Consider the following 16930-nt stretch of genomic DNA (forward strand, 5'->3'; position numbering starts at 1 on the left):
TGCCGAAACAAGTTCGGCATGACAGCTGATGAAAGGAAATGGTTTACTACAGGTACATGGGTAGAGCCCATAAGCGATACAGAATGTACAAGTGTGCGACGCAACAGGAGCCGAATAGCGCTGTAAAAGCGGGCTACAAAAAAAGCTTCCATCTCTTCAAGAGATGGAAGCTTTGAAAGGATTAATCGCGGTTTGAATGAACCGTTACTTTACGCCGGAACCCGGTTGTGTGAGGTTGTGCGGGCCAACGAGGATCAGCGAGCCGTCGGGCTGTTCGGCCGACAGGATCATGCCTTGGCTTTCGATGCCGCGCATTTTGCGGGGCGCCAGGTTTGCTACTACAATTACCTGTTTGCCCACGAGGCTTTCCGGCGCAAAATGCTGCGCAATGCCCGATACGATGGTGCGGGTTTCGGCCCCCAAATCCACCTGCAGCTGCAACAGCTTGTCGGCTTTGGGCACTTTTACCGCCTCCGTAATGGTGCCAATGCGCAGGTCGAGCTTGGCAAAATCATCGTATTGAATTTCGACGATTTCGGGTTTCGGATTGGCGATTTCGGATTTGGGTGCTGCTGTTTCTGTTGCGGGTTGTGCTTCAGCAGCCTGTTCCTGTGCTGCTTTTGATGCTTCCAATGCTTTGGTCAGTTTTTCCATTTGATAAGCCACTTCGGCGTCTTCGATTTTTCTAAACAATAATTCGGGTGCCCGCAGCGAATAGCCCGTGCTGAGCAACTTCATCGACCCGGCATTTTTCCATTCCAGCATGCGGTCAACCACTTTCATCATGTGGCACATTTTGCGGGCTGTGTTTGGTAAAAACGGGTTGATAAGCACGGCCAAGTTAGCGCACAATTGCAGGCACACGTGCAGGCAATTGTCGATCAGCGCTTGTGCCTCGGCGTTAGGTTTGCCGTCTTCGCCCACTTGTTTGGCTTTGATCCAGGGCTCCTGCTCCTGCATGTAGCGGTTGCCTTTGCGGGCCAGGTCTACCACTTCGAAAAGCGCATCGCGGAACTTGTATGCTTCAATCAAATCTTCCACTTTGGCTGCCGCGATGCCAATTTCTGAAACCAGGCCTTTGTCGGCTTCGGAGGCAATATCGTTGTGGAAGGGCGGTACTTTGCCGCCGCACAGTTTGTGCATCAGCACAAAAGTGCGGTTGACAAAATTGCCAAAAATGGCCACCAGTTCGCTGTTTACGGCGTCTTGGAAACCTTTCCAGGTAAACTCGCTGTCTTTTGTTTCAGGTAAAATGGCAGTAAGGTAATAGCGCAGGGCATCGGCCAGTTGCGGGCCGCCATTTTCCTTTTTAATAAAATCGTCGATGTAATCTTGCATGTCCAGCTTCCATCCACGGCTGGTGCTCATTTTATCGCCTTCGAGGTTCATGAACTCATTGGCCGGCACGTTTTCGGGCACGATAAAATCGTGCAGCTTGAGCATGGTAGGGAAAATGATGCAATGGAATACAATATTGTCTTTGCCAATAAAATGCACCAGCTTGGTTTCTTTGTCTTTCCAATAAGGCTCCCAGGATTTTCCGTTGTTGAGCGCCCATTGCTTGGTGGCCGAAATGTACCCGATTGGTGCATCGAACCACACATACAGCACTTTACCTTCGGCATCGGGCAGGGGCACTTTTACGCCCCAGTCCAGGTCGCGGGTAACGGCGCGGGGCTGCAAGCCATTGTCGATCCAGCTTTTGCACTGGCCCAGCACATTGGCTTTCCAATCGTCTTTATGATCCACAGTGATCCATTGGCGCAGCCAGTCCTCGTGGCGGTTGAGGGGCAGGTACCAGTGTTTGGTGGCCCGCTTTACGGGCGGCTGGCCGCTCAGCGTGCTCACCGGGTTGATCAATTCGTCGGGGCTGAGTGCGGTGCCGCATTTTTCGCACTGGTCGCCAAAGGCGCCGGGAAAGCTGCAATTGGGGCAGGTGCCTTTGATGTAGCGGTCGGCCAGAAAGGTTTGCGCCTGCTCATCAAAATATTGTTCTGTTTCGGCAGTTTCCAGTTCGCCACGGTCGTTGAGGTTAGTAAAAAACTCCTGCGTGGTTTCGTGGTGAATGGGGCTGGAAGTGCGGTCGTAAATATCGAAGGAAATAGCCAGGTCCTCGAAGTTTTCCTTCATGATGGCGTGGTACTTATCGATGATAGCCTGCGGCGTGGTGCCTTCCTTCATGGCCTGGATGGGAATGGCGGTGCCGTGCTCATCGGAGCCGCACACAAACACCACATCGCGGCCCTGTGCCCGCAGGTAGCGTACATAAATATCGGCCGGGATATAAGCACCTGCCAGGTGGCCAATATGTTTTTGGCCGTTGGCATAAGGCAGTGCCGATGTGATCAAATATCTTTTAGGTTGGTTCATGCTATGGAAAGTTGATGCGTTTGTGGCCAAGGGTTCAGGTGTAGGTTTAAGGTTGGATGTACAACTTTAAACATTGAACCTTAAACTTTAAACTGTGTCCGGCCTGGCGGCAAAAATACCGCATAGCGTTCAAGGCAAAAAAAGTGTCTGTGGGCAGCTTATTAATTTGGGAAAGTGCGGGTTTGCTTGAGTTGTTTTCTTTATGTTTTCCTGTTTGCAGATAGTTGTAGCGCTGTTGTAATTTGGACCAATGGATCGAAAGCAATTCCTGCATTTGGCTGCAACGGGCGGGTTGGCATCGGTGGCCGACCCACTGGTTGCAGGTGCGGGGCCAACGGCAAGGGGCATACGCATTCCGCCTTATTTAAAGGCTGGCGATATCATCGGCATTACAGCGCCGGCCGGTGCCATCTCTGCCGGCGAAATGCAATCGGCCATTGGCGTGCTGCAGTCCTGGGGTTTTAAAGTTCGTTTGGGCCAAACCATCGGACTGCAGCATTTTACGTTTGGCGGCACCGATGAGGAGCGTCGTGCCGACCTGCAGCAAATGCTGGATGATCCGGACATCCAGGCCATTTTGTGTGCCCGTGGCGGCTATGGCGCCGTACGTATTGTGGATGCGCTGGATTGGAAACATTTTATAAAACATCCCAAATGGGTGGCTGGTTTTAGCGACATAACGGTGCTGCATGGGCATATCCACAGCCAGTGCAAAGTAGCAACCATCCATTCCAAAATGACCAACAGCTTTCCCGATGACTGGGCCACTGCCGAACCCATTCAATTGGCAACGATCGGTTCCATAAAAGATGCCCTGATGGGACTGGCACCCATGCGGTACGGTGCGCTGCCAAACACGCACAACCGGACCGGCACAGCGGAAGGTGTGCTGGTTGGCGGCAACCTCAAAACCATCGAATCGCTGTGCGGCAGCGCATCGGATATTGATACAAAGGGTAAAATACTTTTTGTGGAAGATACCGGCGAATACCTGTACAGCCTCGACCGGATGTTCTGGAACCTGAAGCGGTCGGGTAAACTAAGCTACCTAAACGGATTGATCATTGGCGGCTTCAATATCAAACCGGATGAAGAGGGAGCGGAGTTTGGTAAAACTTTGGAGGGGATTGTGCTGGAAAAAATATCGGGGTATAACTACCCGGTTTGTTTTGATTTTCCGGTGGGCCACCAGCGGGCCAACTTTGCGCTGAAATGTGGGGTACGGCATCAACTGTTCGTGCATAATGATGTAGTTTCACTCACCGAAATATTATGATCACCATTCCACCCTATTTGCAAAAAGGCGACACCATCGGACTGCTGGCGCCGGCCGGCTTTATGCCGTTCGAAAAAATTCACACCTGCATTGATGTATTGGGCGACTGGGGCTACACGGTAGCACTTGGCGAAACGGTACACAGCCACTCGGATAATTATTTTTCGAGCACCGATGAAGAGCGGTGTGCCGACTTGCAGCGGATGCTGGACGACGACCACATCAAAGCCATTCTATGTGTGCGGGGTGGATATGGCGTTAGCCGCATCATAGACAAGCTATCGTTTAAAAAATTCAAAAAAGCGCCGAAGTGGATTATTGGATATAGCGATATAACGGTGTTGCATGCACACTTGTACCGCAAGCATAAAATAGCATCACTGCATGCGCCGATGGCGGCTGCTTTCAACGATGAAGGATTCATGTCGCCTTATGTGGCATCGCTGCGGTCGGCGCTGACTGGGGAAGCTTCCAGCTTTCGTTGCGAGCCGCTCCAGCTAAACCGCACTGGCGAAGCAGAAGGGAATTTAGTTGGCGGCAACCTGACGCTGCTGGCGCACCTGGTGGGCACTGCATCGGACCTGCCTACGAAGAATAAAATCCTTTTCATCGAAGATGTAGGCGAATACCTATACAACATCGACCGGATGCTGCTGCAATTAAAACGCAGCGGCAAATTGAAAAAACTTGCTGGCCTGGTAGTGGGCGGCTTTACCGATGTAAAAGATACCGAGCGGCCATTTGGTGCTACCGCTTATGAGATCATTCAAGACGCGGTGAAAGAATATGATTTCCCGGTGTGCTACAACTTCCCGGTGAGCCATACCAACGAGAACTATGCTTTGAAGCATGGCTTGCCGCACAAACTGGTGGTGGATGAAGCCGGCGTTCGATTGAGTGAAATAGTAGCAAAATAATGGCTACAGCTGCTGTGATAAAAATTAAAGGCTGTCCTGTGGGACAGCCTTTTTCGTTGGGTTTCCGTTGTAATTATTTCGAGTTACTGCGTAGTAAATGATCGTTTCAATTGTTGCCGCTTGGCTGGGACAAATGTGTAAACTTTTCCGGAGATTATTGATCGATTTTTTCGAATGCGTGATAGAGGGAGTCTATAAAAGCTGGTCTACCTAGAATGTAGCAATATGATGCTTTTGCGGTTGGTTAAAAATTAAGTAATGCATTTGTGTACTTTAATAATGCTTGCGTTGTTGGCGTGCAGTAAACAGTTAGTCTTTAATTTAGTGCCTATGAAGCTTGTTTACCGTTTACATTTTCAAAACGCTGAGCGCAGTGCCGGACGATGCATTGTGCGACGCAAGGAACGATGACAGCTGCACTGAAGCTGGTAACATAAAAAATCCCCGCATGTTGGTGCAGGGATTTTTGTTTCAATAAAGACTATGCAATTAACGCGAAATCCATTTGATCATTTCTTTCCAGCTTGGTTTTTTACCATACATCAAAATGCCGGTGCGATAGATTTTGGCGCTGAGCCAGGTGGTGGCTAAAAAGCCCGCTACCAGCAGCACCGCCGACAAACCAAGTTGCCAGTAAGGCACCGTATCGGGTACGCCAAAAGGTATGCGCGACATCATGACAATGGGCGAAGTAAACGGAATAATGGACGCCCAAACGGCCAGCGTGGAACTGGGATCGTTGATGGAATTGATCATGATGACAATGGCCAAAATGATGGGAATGGTGATGGGGAAGGTGAGGCTTTGTGCATCCTGCGCATCTTCGTTTACCGCGCTGCCCACAGCGGCAAATAGTGATGCATAAAACAGGTAGCCACCCAAAAAGTAAAAGATAAATGAGCCGATCACCATGGGCCAGTTGACCGACGAAAGGGTTTGCTGTGCCGATGCAATGTTGCGGATGGCATCGGAGGTTTGTGCATTGGCACCGCCCATGCCGCCGCCGGCCTGCGCAGCCTGCTCCATTACGCTGGCGGGGATCAGCATGGATATGCCCGAAAAAAGCAGCGCCAGTAAAATGATCCACATCAGAAATTGTGTGAGGCCGACTGCGCCAATGCCAACGATCTTGCCGAGCATCAGTTGAAATGGCTTAACGGAAGACACGATCACTTCGGCAATGCGGTTGGTTTTTTCTTCCATTACGCCACGCATCACCATCACGCCATATACAAACAGCGTGATGTAAATTAAAAACGCAGTGACATAACCAATGCCGCTGGCCAGGTCGAAGTTGGAAGATGAGAGTTCACCCATTTCATCTTTTTTCACCGCGTCGATGCTGATGGTGCGGGCCTGTTGTTTCAGCGAATCGATCTGCTTTGGATTGATGTGCAGCTCCTGCGAAATCAGGTTGCTTTCCAGTGCCTGCGTAATGTCTTTTTCAATGCGTTCGTTGGCTACGCGGCTCAGGCTTTTTTCGGAAACCAGCTTGAAATTTCCGGTGTTGTTGATGCCTGTGTTGGGCGCATACAATACAGCGGTAAAGCCTTTTGCCAAAAAGTTGCCCGTATCGGCATCGGTGGTAAACTGGTAGTTTACTGCTTTGCTCGATGTGAGGTTTTGCTGCAAAATGCCTGTTGGGTCGATTACGGCTACTTTTTCATTGCGTACATTCTTTACCGTTATATAAATAACAACGGCAAAAAATAAGGCGAACAGTAACGGCGTAAGCAGCGTGGAAAGAATGAATGTTTTTTTGCGAACACGGCTTAGGTATTCGCGTTTTATGATGATGAGTGTTTTGTTCATGTTGGTGGGGTTGTGGTGAAGAAGTGAATGGGCAATTGTGAATGGTGAATGTTTTAGCAATCTTGCTTATCGGCCATTCGCCATTGACGCTTCACGGTTTAAAAACTGTCTGCTGGCTGGTGTGCTTTCCACCAGTTGAATAAAGATGTCGTTGAGCGAAGGCAGCACTTCGTTGAACGAATGGATAACGGCACCCTGCTGCATCAGGGATTGCAACACTGCATTGGGGCCGTAGCCGTCGTTGATCTTTACGGTGAGTGTGCCATCTTTGCTGGCATCGGCTACTGAAAATACAGGCGTTTCCTGCAAGGCAGGCAATGCTTCAAAGCCAACACGGAACAGGTGTTTTTTAAACTGTTGTTTTACTTCTTTAACCGTGCCGTCCAGTATTTTTTTACCCCTGTTTACCAACACAATCTGGTCGCAGATTTCCTCTACCTGCTCCATGCGGTGGGTGCTGAAAATTATGGTGGCGCCGCGGCGTGCCAGTTCGTGAATTTCTTCTTTGATCACGTTGCTGTTTACCGGATCAAGGCCGCTGAACGGCTCGTCGAGGATAATGAGCTTGGGGCGGTGCAGCACAGTGGTTACAAACTGCAGTTTTTGCGACATGCCTTTCGACAGGTCTTCTACTTTTTTATTCCACCAGCTTTCCATTTCCAGTTTTACAAACCATTCTTTGATGCCCTCCATCGCTTCCGATTTCGACAGGCCACGCAGCTGCGCCAGGTACAGTGCCTGCTCGCCGATCTTCATTTTTTTATACAAGCCCCGCTCTTCGGGCATGTATCCAATGCGGCCAATGTCGTTTTGCGGATCAAAGGGTTTGCCTTCAAAAAGTATCTGGCCTTCATCAGGGTAAAAAATACCGGTGATCATGCGCAGCAGCGTGGTTTTGCCGGCGCCGTTGGGGCCCAGCAGGCCAAATATTTTTCCGGGTTCGATGCCGAAGGAAATATCATCCACCGCTTTTTGCGTGGCGTAATACTTTTTCAGGTTTCTGGTTTCAAGTAAATACATGTGTGTGCAGTTCCAGTTTGAGTAATAACGGTTGGTGGGAGGCAACCGGCAGTTTCAATGTCAATTTTCTGCTGGCAAGATAAAGTTTCTGCCACATAGCTGGCGCCTTCGGTAGCGTTAAGCCGTTTGGTATGGACCGATTTGGCGGATAAGCGGAATTATTTGCGGGCAAGCGGCGAAGAAGGATGCATGTAGGCAAATTGCTGCAACTTTGCAGAAATTTTCGGAATGAAACGTTTGTTGTTGGCTAGTACCCTGCTTTTTTCCCTGCTCGTTCTTTGCTCCGGCTGGGGTTTTTTGGTGCACCGCACCGTTAACCAGCTGGCCATTTACCAGTTGCCCAAAAACCTGCGCAATTTTTTTTATACCAATAAAGATTATATAGTGCGCCAATCGGTGCGCCCCGACCAGCGCCGCAATACCGACAAAACCGAAGCGCCCAAGCACTTTATTGATGCGGAGCCTTATGGCGATTCGTCGCTTTGGAAAATGCCGCATCAATGGGATGCAGCCGTGGCCAAATACACAAAAGATACATTGGAGAAATATGGCTACGTGCCTTACGTGGTCATGATGATGAAAGAAAAGCTGACCGGTGCTATGCGCAATGGCAACAAGGACAGTGTTTTGTTTTACGCCGCCGATATGGGCCACTATATTGCCGATGCGCATGTGCCGCTGCATACTACGGTTAATTATGATGGTCAGCTTTCGGATCAAAAAGGGCTGCACAGCCTATGGGAAAGCATGGTGCCCGAGCTGGAAATGAACCAGTATAATTTGTACAATCGCCACCGTGCTCGTTATTTAAAAGATCCCGAAGAAGCCATCTGGAAAGCGTGTCGCGGCGGCTTTACGCTGGTGGATGATGTATTGCGCATTGAACGGGAAGTATCGCAAGGGTTTAATGATAGCACCAAGTATCGCTACCAGATGCGCAACGGCCGGCAAAGCCGCAGCTATTCCAGCGCATTTGGCAGGGCTTATGCAAAAGCTCTGGGCGGAACGGTAAACGAACGGCTGTTGTTGTCGGCAAGACTGATCACCGATTTTTGGTACACCTGCTGGGTGGATGCCGGCAAGCCCGATTTGATGAAGGCGGCACTCATCAGTAAAGAAAACAAAAAAGCGTTGCGCAAAGAAGTGCGTTCGTTTAAGGACAATGATTTGATTGAAGACGGATTGTTGCTGTCGCGGCAGCCGCAGGGTGGTAGTGAAGAATAGAGTATAGATAAAAGCTATCGAGTTGTGTTTTTGAACTGCAGCAACGTCATGCCGAGCTCCTTTCGGCAGCTCCCCGATTAGCAGATTTTACGACAGTCAAAGGGGATGCCGAATGGAGTTCGGCATGACACTTCCGCTAAACACGGCGATACTTAAATATCGGTTGGAAAATAAAAAAAGTGCTTCCGGGTTGGAAGCACTTTTTTTATCCTATATTAAATTATCCTGTTTATTCAGAAAGGATTTTATCGATAAAAATTGTGGTTGCTGCTGTCATATTGCTGCAATCATCGCAGCCACCCGTTCGCCATCCATTGCTGCACTGACAATACCACCGGCGTATCCAGCGCCTTCGCCGCACGGGTATAAATTAGCAATCTGCGGATGCTGTAATGTATCCGCATCCCTCGGTATGCGCACCGGCGATGAAGTGCGGCTTTCCGTAGCCACCACCACCGCTTCGTTGGTCAAGTACCCGCGCATCTTTTTGCCAAACTCTTTAAAGCCACCTTGCAGCGATTTATGTATAAATGCAGGCAGCACGCTGCGCAGATCGGCAGGAGTAATTCCGGGCAGGTAGCTGCAATCGGGAAGGGATGCGGTGGCCCTATTGTTGACAAAATCTTCCATCCGCTGTGCCGGTGCCACCAGGCTGCCACCGCCTGCGACAAAGGCCTGTTGCTCCACCATTTGCTGGAAATGCAGGCCCAGTAATTCTTTGCCTTTTGGTAGTTCCTTTTGCTTAATAAACGTTTTCAAGTCCTGTAAATCCTGCAAGTCCGCATAATCCGCGGTCACCACCATGCCGCTGTTGGCAAAAGGGTTGTTGCGCTTTGATGGCGACCAGCCGTTGACCACAATTTCGCCGGGTGCCGTTGCTGCCGGTGCAATGATGCCGCCGGGGCACATGCAAAATGAAAACACGCCTTTTTGCTCCACCTGTTGCACCAAACTATACGATGCCGGCGGCAGGTGCTCGCCGCGCTGCGGTGCATGGTATTGAATGCTGTCGATAAGTGTTTGCGGGTGCTCGATGCGAACGCCCAGTGCAAACGGTTTGAACTCGATCGCTAATTTTCTCTGGTGAAATAAATAAAAAATATCCCGCGCCGAATGGCCCGTTGCCAGGATCACCGCATCTGCATCAATGCGTTCGCCATCGCCTGTAACTACACCGGTGCATGTATCATCGGCGATGATAAAATCGGTTACTTTTTTTTCGAAACACACCTGCCCGCCGCAGGCAATGATTTTTTCCCGCATGGCCACCATGATGTGCGGCAGTTTGTTTGTGCCGATATGCGGATGCGCTTCGTACAGTATTTTTTTGGCTGCGCCAAAATGAACGAGTATGGAAAGAATGCGTTGTATGTCGCCGCGTTTGTTGCTGCGGGTATACAGTTTTCCATCGCTATAAGTGCCGGCACCGCCTTCGCCAAAACAGTAATTGCTTTCCGCATTTACAATGCCTTCTTTGTTCATGGCGGCAAGGTCGCGGCGGCGGCTGCGCACATCTTTGCCGCGTTCCAGCACAATGGGCTGTATGCCCAATTCAATCAGGCGAATGGCAGCAAACAGCCCGGCCGGACCTGCGCCAATTACCACTACTTTTTTTGTTGCCCCGTGCACATCCTGCAAATAGAGCGGCAGCAGGGCATGCGGCTGAAAAGGCTCGTTGATAAACGCCTGCAGCGTTAGGTTTACCCACACCTGCGAACGGCTGCGGGCATCGATTGATTTTTTTAAAATGTTGTAGCCGGTAATTTCTGCTTGCTTTACCGCGCAGGCTTTGGCTACAATGTTGAGGAGGCTTGCTTCATCGGCTGCTTCTGAAGGCAGAACTCTGAGGCTGATTTTTTGTTGCATAAAAAGCTGCTTTGTGCAGCATGCAAAGGTAGGGAGGATGGATGAAGGGAGTGATGATGGATGGTGGATGGTGGATGATTGTGGTTGGGAGTTGACAGTTGGGAGCTTCAGTCATTGCGAGGCGCAGCAGTATTTAATGATTACAATGGTGTTCAGGCGCCGAAGCAATCTTCAGCTTGCGTAGCGTCTTAGCTTTTTCGTTTATAATGGATGTGTTGAACGAGAACGGGTGTTTAGGGGATTGCTTCGGCGCGGTAAATGGCTTTAATCAACAAGTGTTTTCGGCGCCTCGCAATGGCGGAGGCACATAGTATTTTGCAATGGGCTTTTGCTGGCAGTTTCTCTACTACCTACTATCAACTACCAACTACAAACTCCCAACTAGCATCTCCTAAATAAAAACCCTAACCCCCGAAGTCTTATAATAATTCTCCCGGAACTCCTTCGGTGTGCAGCCTTTTTTGCGTTTGAAAATGCGGTTGAAATTGGCCATGTTATTGAAGCCGCAGTTGTAAGCAATTTCCGAAACAGAACCGGTGGTTTCAATCAGCAGGCGGCTGGCATGGCCCAGGCGGATGTCGTTGAGGCTGTCGATAAAATTAATGCCGGTGCGGGTTTTAAAAAACCGGCTGAATGCCGTTTCCGTCATATTGGCCAGGCGGGCCACATCGCCGAGGGTGATGTTTTTTTCAAAATTGGCGTGCAGGTATTCCATTGCTTTTTCAATACGGCGGCTGTTGTACGATGGGGTGCGGTTGGCCGTAAACGTTACATCGGATAAAAATTTCATGTTGCGCGACACCGACAGGTCGTGCAGAATAGAAAACAGCTCCAGCACCGAATCGAAGCCATGTTTCTGGTTCAGGTTCAGCAGCCGGTCGATGAGCATGCGGGTGGTTTCCGGCGAAAAAAGAATGCCGCGAACCGACTGCTCAAACATTTTGCGGATAAATGCCAGCTGGTTGCGCCGCAGCAGTTTTTCATCAATCAGGTCTTTGTGAAACTGTATCGTCACCTCGCGGATCTCTTCGTTGGTGCATTTGTGGGTAAACCAGGCATGCGGCACCCCCGATCCCACCAGCACCAGCTCCACGTCTTCCAGTTCGCCAATATGGTCGCCCACCACGCGTTGCACGCCTTTGCCGTTCAAAATAAGGTTGAGTTCAAACTCGTCGTGGGTATGCAGGGGAAAATCGAAACCCGACTTGATACGGCTAAACACGGTAAAACAATCGTTTTGCGTCAGCGGTATCAGCTCTTTCATGATTTGATCTTTCATGAGCTGAAAAGCGATTAAATGTTGGCAAGCTTAACTTAAATACGGCAGAGTATCAGCTACTCGTCGGCAATAAAGCTATAGAAAACTGGTAAGAATAGTACCAATATTTTGAAATTGTACAGTTGTCATGTATGCACATGATTTGCATCATGTTATAAAGTGTTTTGTTTACACTTATTAAAATAATATGCTAAATAGTATCAGAGTTGAATAAAAAAGTATCATTGTTTGTCGCATTTAACCACCTAGTTTTGACATACAAAATAGTCTTGCTATATGAAAGGACATCGCATCCGCAGGGCGCTCACAACCATGTTGTGTGCTCTTGCTGTCTTCGTAACTATGGCCCAGAATCGGGAGGTCACCGGGGTGATCACCGATGACACCGGGGCCCCGCTCCAAAACGCAACTGTTGCTGTAAAAGGCGCCAACCTCAACACCACCACCGACGTACGTGGTGTATTCCGCCTCTCTGTTCCCGCTTCGGCACAAGCACTAACCGTATCGTATGTAGGCCTGCAAACACAGGAAATTGCCATTACCGGTAAGACCTCCATTACTGTAAAAATGGCCCAGGCGGAAAACAAACTGAATGAAGTGGTGGTGGTAGGCTACGGCACCGCCCGCCGCGCTAACCTGACCAACGCCCAAACAACGGTATCGGCCCGGCAAATTGAAAGAACCGTAAACACCACCGTAGAGCAGGCACTGCAGGGCAGGGCCGCCGGTGTGTATATTACCCAAAACTCGGGTCAGCCCGGTGGCGGCATCTCGGTTAACATCCGCGGTGTAAGCACCATTGGCGGCAATACCGAGCCGCTTTATGTAATTGACGGTGTGCAAATCCAGGGCGGCGGTACTACCAACTCGTCCAATCCGCTGGCATCGCTCAACCCCTCCGACATTGAAGACATCCAGGTGTTGCAAGGCCCGTCTGCTACGGCCATTTACGGCAGCCGAGCCACCAACGGCGTACTGCTCATTACCACCAAGCGTGGTAAATCGGGCGAAGCAAGACTGAACTACAACTTCCAGTACAATATTCAAACACCGCCCACCGACCTGCCCGTAATGAACCTGCGCCAGTATGCGCAGGCCCGCAAAGAGTTTCATGCGCTGGCCGGCGGCACCACGCCGCAGGAGTTTTTGGATCCTTCCATCCTGGGCACCGGCACCAACTGGCAAGACGAATTGTTCAATAACGCAGCCATGCAAAAACACCAGCTGAGCATCAGCGGTGGTAACAACAACACTACTTATTACATGTCGGGTGAATACCTGAAGCAGGAAGGCGTGGCCATTGGCTCCGGTTTTGACCGTTACGGCTTCCGCATCAACCTGGATAACAAGCCCCGCACATGGATCACACTGGGTGCCAACCTGAGCTTTAGCCAAACCAATGAAAAGTTGACCACATCTTCGGAAAACGTAATTGCCGATGCCTTGCAGCTTACGCCGCAGGTGCCGGTGAAAAACCTGAACGGCGACTGGGGTGGTGGCGACGAAGTAAACGGCGCAACCCAATTTGCACCAGTTAACCCCATTGCCATTGCCAACCTGCGCACCAACACCAACCGCAGGCGCCAGTTTTGGGGTGGTTTGAACCTGAGCCTGAACTTGGCCAAAGGCCTCACGTTCCGCACATCGCTCAATACCGACATTGCGTACGGCAACTCACTTTATTTCAACCCTGCATACCGCATTGGCTGGGCCATCAACAACAGTGCTACGTTGAACGAGAATGTAAACATGAGCACTTACTGGAACTGGAACCAGTTGCTGGAATACACCAGGCAAATTGGCAAGCACAATTTTACCGCCATGGCCAGCCACGAGTCGCAGGAGTCGATGTGGAAAAACATAAGCGCTGGTCGTGCAGGCTTTTTGACCAACGATGTATTTGACCTGAACGCCTCCGGTACACAAGGCACCGTAGGCGGTGGTTCCGGCCCCTGGGCACAGGAGTCATACCTCGGTCGTATCAACTACAACTACGACAACCGTTACATTATCACCGGTACCTACCGTGCTGATGGTTCGGCTCGTTTTGGCCCGGAAAAACGCTGGGGTGCATTTCCTTCCATTTCTGCCGCATGGCGCATAGCACAGGAAAAATTCTTTAATATTCCTGCCATCTCCGAGCTGAAACTGCGTGTGGAAACCGGTCTTACCGGTAACCAGGGCGGTGCCACCGGCATTTATTCGCCGCTGTCTTCCGGCATTTCCGATCTCGGCAACGGCTTTTTGCCCAATGCTTATGGCAACCCCGCACTGGCCTGGGAAGAAACCCGCACCGACAACATTGGTCTGAACCTGGGTTTGCTGAAAAACCGCATTTCGCTGGAGTTTGATTACTATATCAAAAACACCGACAACCTGATCATGCCCAACCCGCTGCCTTTTTACATGGGCACACAGGGCCAGGGCTCGGTAGGCAACCCGGTGGTAAACATCGGCGCCATGCAAACAAAAGGTTGGGGCTTTGCCATTAACTCTACGAACATCAACAACAAAAACTTCAAGTGGGAAACCAACCTGAACCTGTCGCATTTCAAAAGCGTAGTGAAAAGGTTTTACTCTGATGCTGCCGTGATTGACCGCACCTCTTCGTGGTACGACAACTGGTCGCAAACTTGGGTGCAGCGTTCGGCTGTAGGCCTGGAGCCCTGGCTGTTCCGCGGCTATGTGGCCGAAGGTTTGTTCCAGTCGGTAGATGAGATCAACAAAAGCGCTGTGCGGGTAGACAACAATGGCAACCGCATCCCCACCGATCCAACCGGTGTGTGGGTAGGAGATGTTAAATACCGCGACCAGAACGGCGATGGTAAAATTGATTTCAACGATGAAACATACATCGGCAATCCATGGCCCAAACTGTTTGGCGGTCTAACCAACTCGTTTTCCTACAAAGGATTTGAGCTGAGCGTACTGGTTACCGGCACATTCGGCAACGACATTTACAACATGCTGAACATGGTGAACAACAAAGCCACCCGCTTTTACACCAGCCGCAACCTGATGATCGATGCCATGAACTATGCACGCCTGGCCGAAAAAGACGGCGTGGTGGGTATTGAAAATGCAAACACCAATGTTCCCCGCCTTACCGGCTCGCAAATCCCCAACGACAACAACTACAACGTGATCAGCACCCGCTGGGTGGAAGACGGTTCGTTTGTGCGCATCAAAAATGTTTCGCTGGGTTATAACGTGCCCGCAACTTACCTGGCCCGCCAAAAGCTGGTGAGCGGTATCCGCGGCACATTGGGCATCCAAAACCTGTACACCTTCACCAAGTATTCGGGGTACGATCCGGAAGTAGGTGCCTCCGTAGGTGGCAACGTAAACGGTGGCAACCAGGCCATCGGGCTCGATTACGGCCGCTATCCGTTAACCCCCATCTACTCGTTCACACTGGGTGTAAACTTCTAAAAAAAGACCAATGAAAAAGATCAATATAAAATTTGGCTGGAAAAACATCACCGCATTTGCACTGCCCCTGGTGCTGCTGGCCGGCTGTAAAAAAGACTTCCTGGAAAGACCGCCCACAGATGCGATTGTGGATGCGAATTTTTATAAAACCGACGAACAACTGCAGGCTGCAACAGCCTTGCTGTACAACAAGGTTTGGTTTGATTATAATGAAAACCCTGCGTTTTCCATTGGCGACATTCGGGCCGGTACCGCTTTCCGCGGCTACAACGAACGCTCTAACGTAGAATTCAACACCACCGACCTGACGCCTGAAAACCGCAGGGCATGGCAGTCGCTTTTTGTAGTGGTGGGCCAATCGAACCTGGCCATTGCCAACGTAAACCGCTATGGCGGTGCAGCCGTTACGCCGGTGGCTAAAAAAACAGCCATTGCCGAAGCCCGCTTTATGCGTGCCGTGGCCTACAGCCTGCTGACGATGAACTGGGGCGAAGTGCCGGTGATTGAAAACAACCTCGACCTGCTGTCGGACCCGACCGTGAAGAAAGCAACCGTGCCCAGCATCTGGCGTTTTTTGACCCGTGAAATGCGTGCCGTAGCCGCCGACCTGCCCGAGACCGCAGCACCCGGACGGGTAACCCGCTGGAGTGCGGAAGGCATGCTGGCCCGTTTTTACCTGACCCGTGCCGGTGTGGAAGCAACTGGTGCTACCCGCAACCAGGCGTTTTTGGACAGTGCTAAATACTATGCGCAAAACGTAATTGCCAACAGTGGCAAAGCCCTGCTCACCAACTACGAGGATTTGTTTAAATATCCTTACGATAATAACAACGAGTCCCTGTTTGAATTGCAGTGGGCCTTTATCCCGGGCAATGCCGGTTATGGTTTGGGCAATGCGGCTATTTCGCATTTCAACCCAAGCAGCGAAATCAGCCCCGAAGGATGGGGTGGCGATAAAGCTGCAACCTGGTGGATGTTGAGCCAATATGAAGGCTTTACTGCCTCCGGTGATACCATGCTGCAGGGCCGCACTGTTGACAAGCGCCTGCGTGCCACCTTTATGCTGCCTGGTTTCAGCTATCCTGAAATTACCCGCACCGTAAACCGTGTGGACACCAAGCCTTACGTGGTGCCCTACACCCTGGATGCCGAACGCAATTTTGCCAACATAAAAAAATATGTGATCGGGCAGGGCAAGGACTTTGGTATTCCCACCATTGAGCCGCAGCGTTATCCCAACAATACCTACATGCTGCGCCTTGCAGAAATGTACCTGATCTATGCCGAAGCAGCCCTGGGCAACAGCGCATCCACTACCGATGCACAGGCCCTGGCTTATTTCAACCGCATCCGCAACCGTGCCGGCATGGCCAACCTGGCCGACCCTTCGACCGGTGCTGCCATTCCGCTGACGCTGGACCATATCCTGAACGAACGCTTTAAAGAGTTTGCTATGGAAGCAAGGGCCTGGTACGACCTGGTGGCGCTGCACTACTGGAACCCTGCAAAAGCATACAGTATCCTCAACTCGCAGGACCGCGGTTTTTACTACGTTACTCCAGACAATGTAAATAATGCATCAACCTGGACGATCAAGAAAACACCATGGGCCACGCCACCTGCCAACCCACGCATGATCAATGCAACCTCGGGTAACTTCCGCCTGCCGATTCCGGCCGCTGAAATGACCCAGGCACCATGGCTGGCAGAAGCTGCAGTGGAATACCCATAATC

At 50.7% G+C, this 16930-nt stretch carries 10 protein-coding genes; 5 read left to right on the forward strand and 5 right to left on the reverse strand.

Annotated elements, in window-relative coordinates:
- Positions 1 to 204: 204 nt before the first annotated feature.
- Complete coding sequence (gene metG, locus EPD17_RS07360; protein WP_132053039.1) at positions 205 to 2370, reverse strand: methionine--tRNA ligase; 2166 nt, start codon at positions 2368 to 2370, stop codon at positions 205 to 207.
- A 250-nt stretch (positions 2371 to 2620) separates the two neighbouring features.
- Between metG and EPD17_RS07365 the strand changes: the two genes are divergently transcribed.
- Positions 2621 to 3646 (forward strand): S66 peptidase family protein, encoded by a 1026-nt coding sequence (locus tag EPD17_RS07365; RefSeq protein ID WP_132053041.1) that lies wholly within the window; start codon positions 2621 to 2623, stop codon positions 3644 to 3646.
- A complete protein-coding gene (locus EPD17_RS07370) occupies positions 3643 to 4563 on the forward strand; it encodes a S66 peptidase family protein (RefSeq protein WP_132053043.1) in 921 nt (306 codons plus the stop codon). Before EPD17_RS07365 ends, EPD17_RS07370 begins: the two co-directional genes overlap by 4 nt.
- Before the next feature lie 489 nt (positions 4564 to 5052).
- Here EPD17_RS07370 and EPD17_RS07375 read toward each other — a convergent pair whose 3' ends face one another.
- Together EPD17_RS07375 and EPD17_RS07380 are read right to left on the reverse strand one after the other, a co-directional pair.
- On the reverse strand, positions 5053 to 6375 hold the full coding sequence (locus tag EPD17_RS07375; protein ID WP_132053045.1) for an ABC transporter permease: 1323 nt from the start codon (positions 6373 to 6375) through the stop codon (positions 5053 to 5055).
- A 66-nt stretch (positions 6376 to 6441) separates the two neighbouring features.
- Complete coding sequence (locus EPD17_RS07380; protein ID WP_114237157.1) at positions 6442 to 7395, reverse strand: ABC transporter ATP-binding protein; 954 nt, start codon at positions 7393 to 7395, stop codon at positions 6442 to 6444.
- Positions 7396 to 7623: 228 nt separating this feature from the next.
- Between EPD17_RS07380 and EPD17_RS07385 the strand changes: the two genes are divergently transcribed.
- Positions 7624 to 8619: a zinc dependent phospholipase C family protein gene (locus EPD17_RS07385; protein WP_132053047.1), complete on the forward strand. Its 996-nt coding sequence runs from the start codon at positions 7624 to 7626 to the stop codon at positions 8617 to 8619.
- A 273-nt stretch (positions 8620 to 8892) separates the two neighbouring features.
- On the opposite strand, the gene EPD17_RS07390 is transcribed toward EPD17_RS07385, so the two are convergent.
- Together EPD17_RS07390 and EPD17_RS07395 are read right to left on the reverse strand one after the other, a co-directional pair.
- Positions 8893 to 10485: an NAD(P)/FAD-dependent oxidoreductase gene (locus tag EPD17_RS07390; RefSeq protein WP_132053049.1), complete on the reverse strand. Its 1593-nt coding sequence runs from the start codon at positions 10483 to 10485 to the stop codon at positions 8893 to 8895.
- A 391-nt stretch (positions 10486 to 10876) separates the two neighbouring features.
- On the reverse strand, positions 10877 to 11764 hold the full coding sequence (locus EPD17_RS07395; protein WP_132053051.1) for an AraC family transcriptional regulator: 888 nt from the start codon (positions 11762 to 11764) through the stop codon (positions 10877 to 10879).
- 342 nt (positions 11765 to 12106) lie between these two features.
- Here EPD17_RS07395 and EPD17_RS07400 point away from each other — a divergent pair, with 342 nt between their 5' ends.
- Positions 12107 to 15196, forward strand: a complete 3090-nt coding sequence (locus EPD17_RS07400; protein WP_204743350.1) for a SusC/RagA family TonB-linked outer membrane protein — start codon at positions 12107 to 12109, stop codon at positions 15194 to 15196.
- 10 nt (positions 15197 to 15206) lie between these two features.
- Positions 15207 to 16928 (forward strand): RagB/SusD family nutrient uptake outer membrane protein, encoded by a 1722-nt coding sequence (locus EPD17_RS07405; protein ID WP_132053055.1) that lies wholly within the window; start codon positions 15207 to 15209, stop codon positions 16926 to 16928.
- Positions 16929 to 16930 lie beyond the last annotated feature (2 nt).

This window comes from Pseudocnuella soli, from assembly GCF_004347775.1.
Classification (GTDB): Bacteria; Bacteroidota; Bacteroidia; order Chitinophagales; family Chitinophagaceae; genus Flavisolibacter; species Flavisolibacter aquaticus.

Coding starts and splice junctions, on each gene's coding strand:
- EPD17_RS07405 (WP_132053055.1), top strand. CDS start 15,207: ATGAAAAAGATCAATATAAAATTTGGCTGGAAAAACATCACCGCATTT.
- EPD17_RS07385 (WP_132053047.1), top strand. CDS start 7,624: ATGAAACGTTTGTTGTTGGCTAGTACCCTGCTTTTTTCCCTGCTCGTT.
- EPD17_RS07395 (WP_132053051.1), bottom strand. CDS start 11,764: ATGAAAGATCAAATCATGAAAGAGCTGATACCGCTGACGCAAAACGAT.
- metG (WP_132053039.1), bottom strand. CDS start 2,370: ATGAACCAACCTAAAAGATATTTGATCACATCGGCACTGCCTTATGCC.
- EPD17_RS07370 (WP_132053043.1), top strand. CDS start 3,643: ATGATCACCATTCCACCCTATTTGCAAAAAGGCGACACCATCGGACTG.
- EPD17_RS07380 (WP_114237157.1), bottom strand. CDS start 7,395: ATGTATTTACTTGAAACCAGAAACCTGAAAAAGTATTACGCCACGCAA.
- EPD17_RS07365 (WP_132053041.1), top strand. CDS start 2,621: ATGGATCGAAAGCAATTCCTGCATTTGGCTGCAACGGGCGGGTTGGCA.
- EPD17_RS07375 (WP_132053045.1), bottom strand. CDS start 6,375: ATGAACAAAACACTCATCATCATAAAACGCGAATACCTAAGCCGTGTT.
- EPD17_RS07390 (WP_132053049.1), bottom strand. CDS start 10,485: ATGCAACAAAAAATCAGCCTCAGAGTTCTGCCTTCAGAAGCAGCCGAT.
- EPD17_RS07400 (WP_204743350.1), top strand. CDS start 12,107: ATGGCCCAGAATCGGGAGGTCACCGGGGTGATCACCGATGACACCGGG.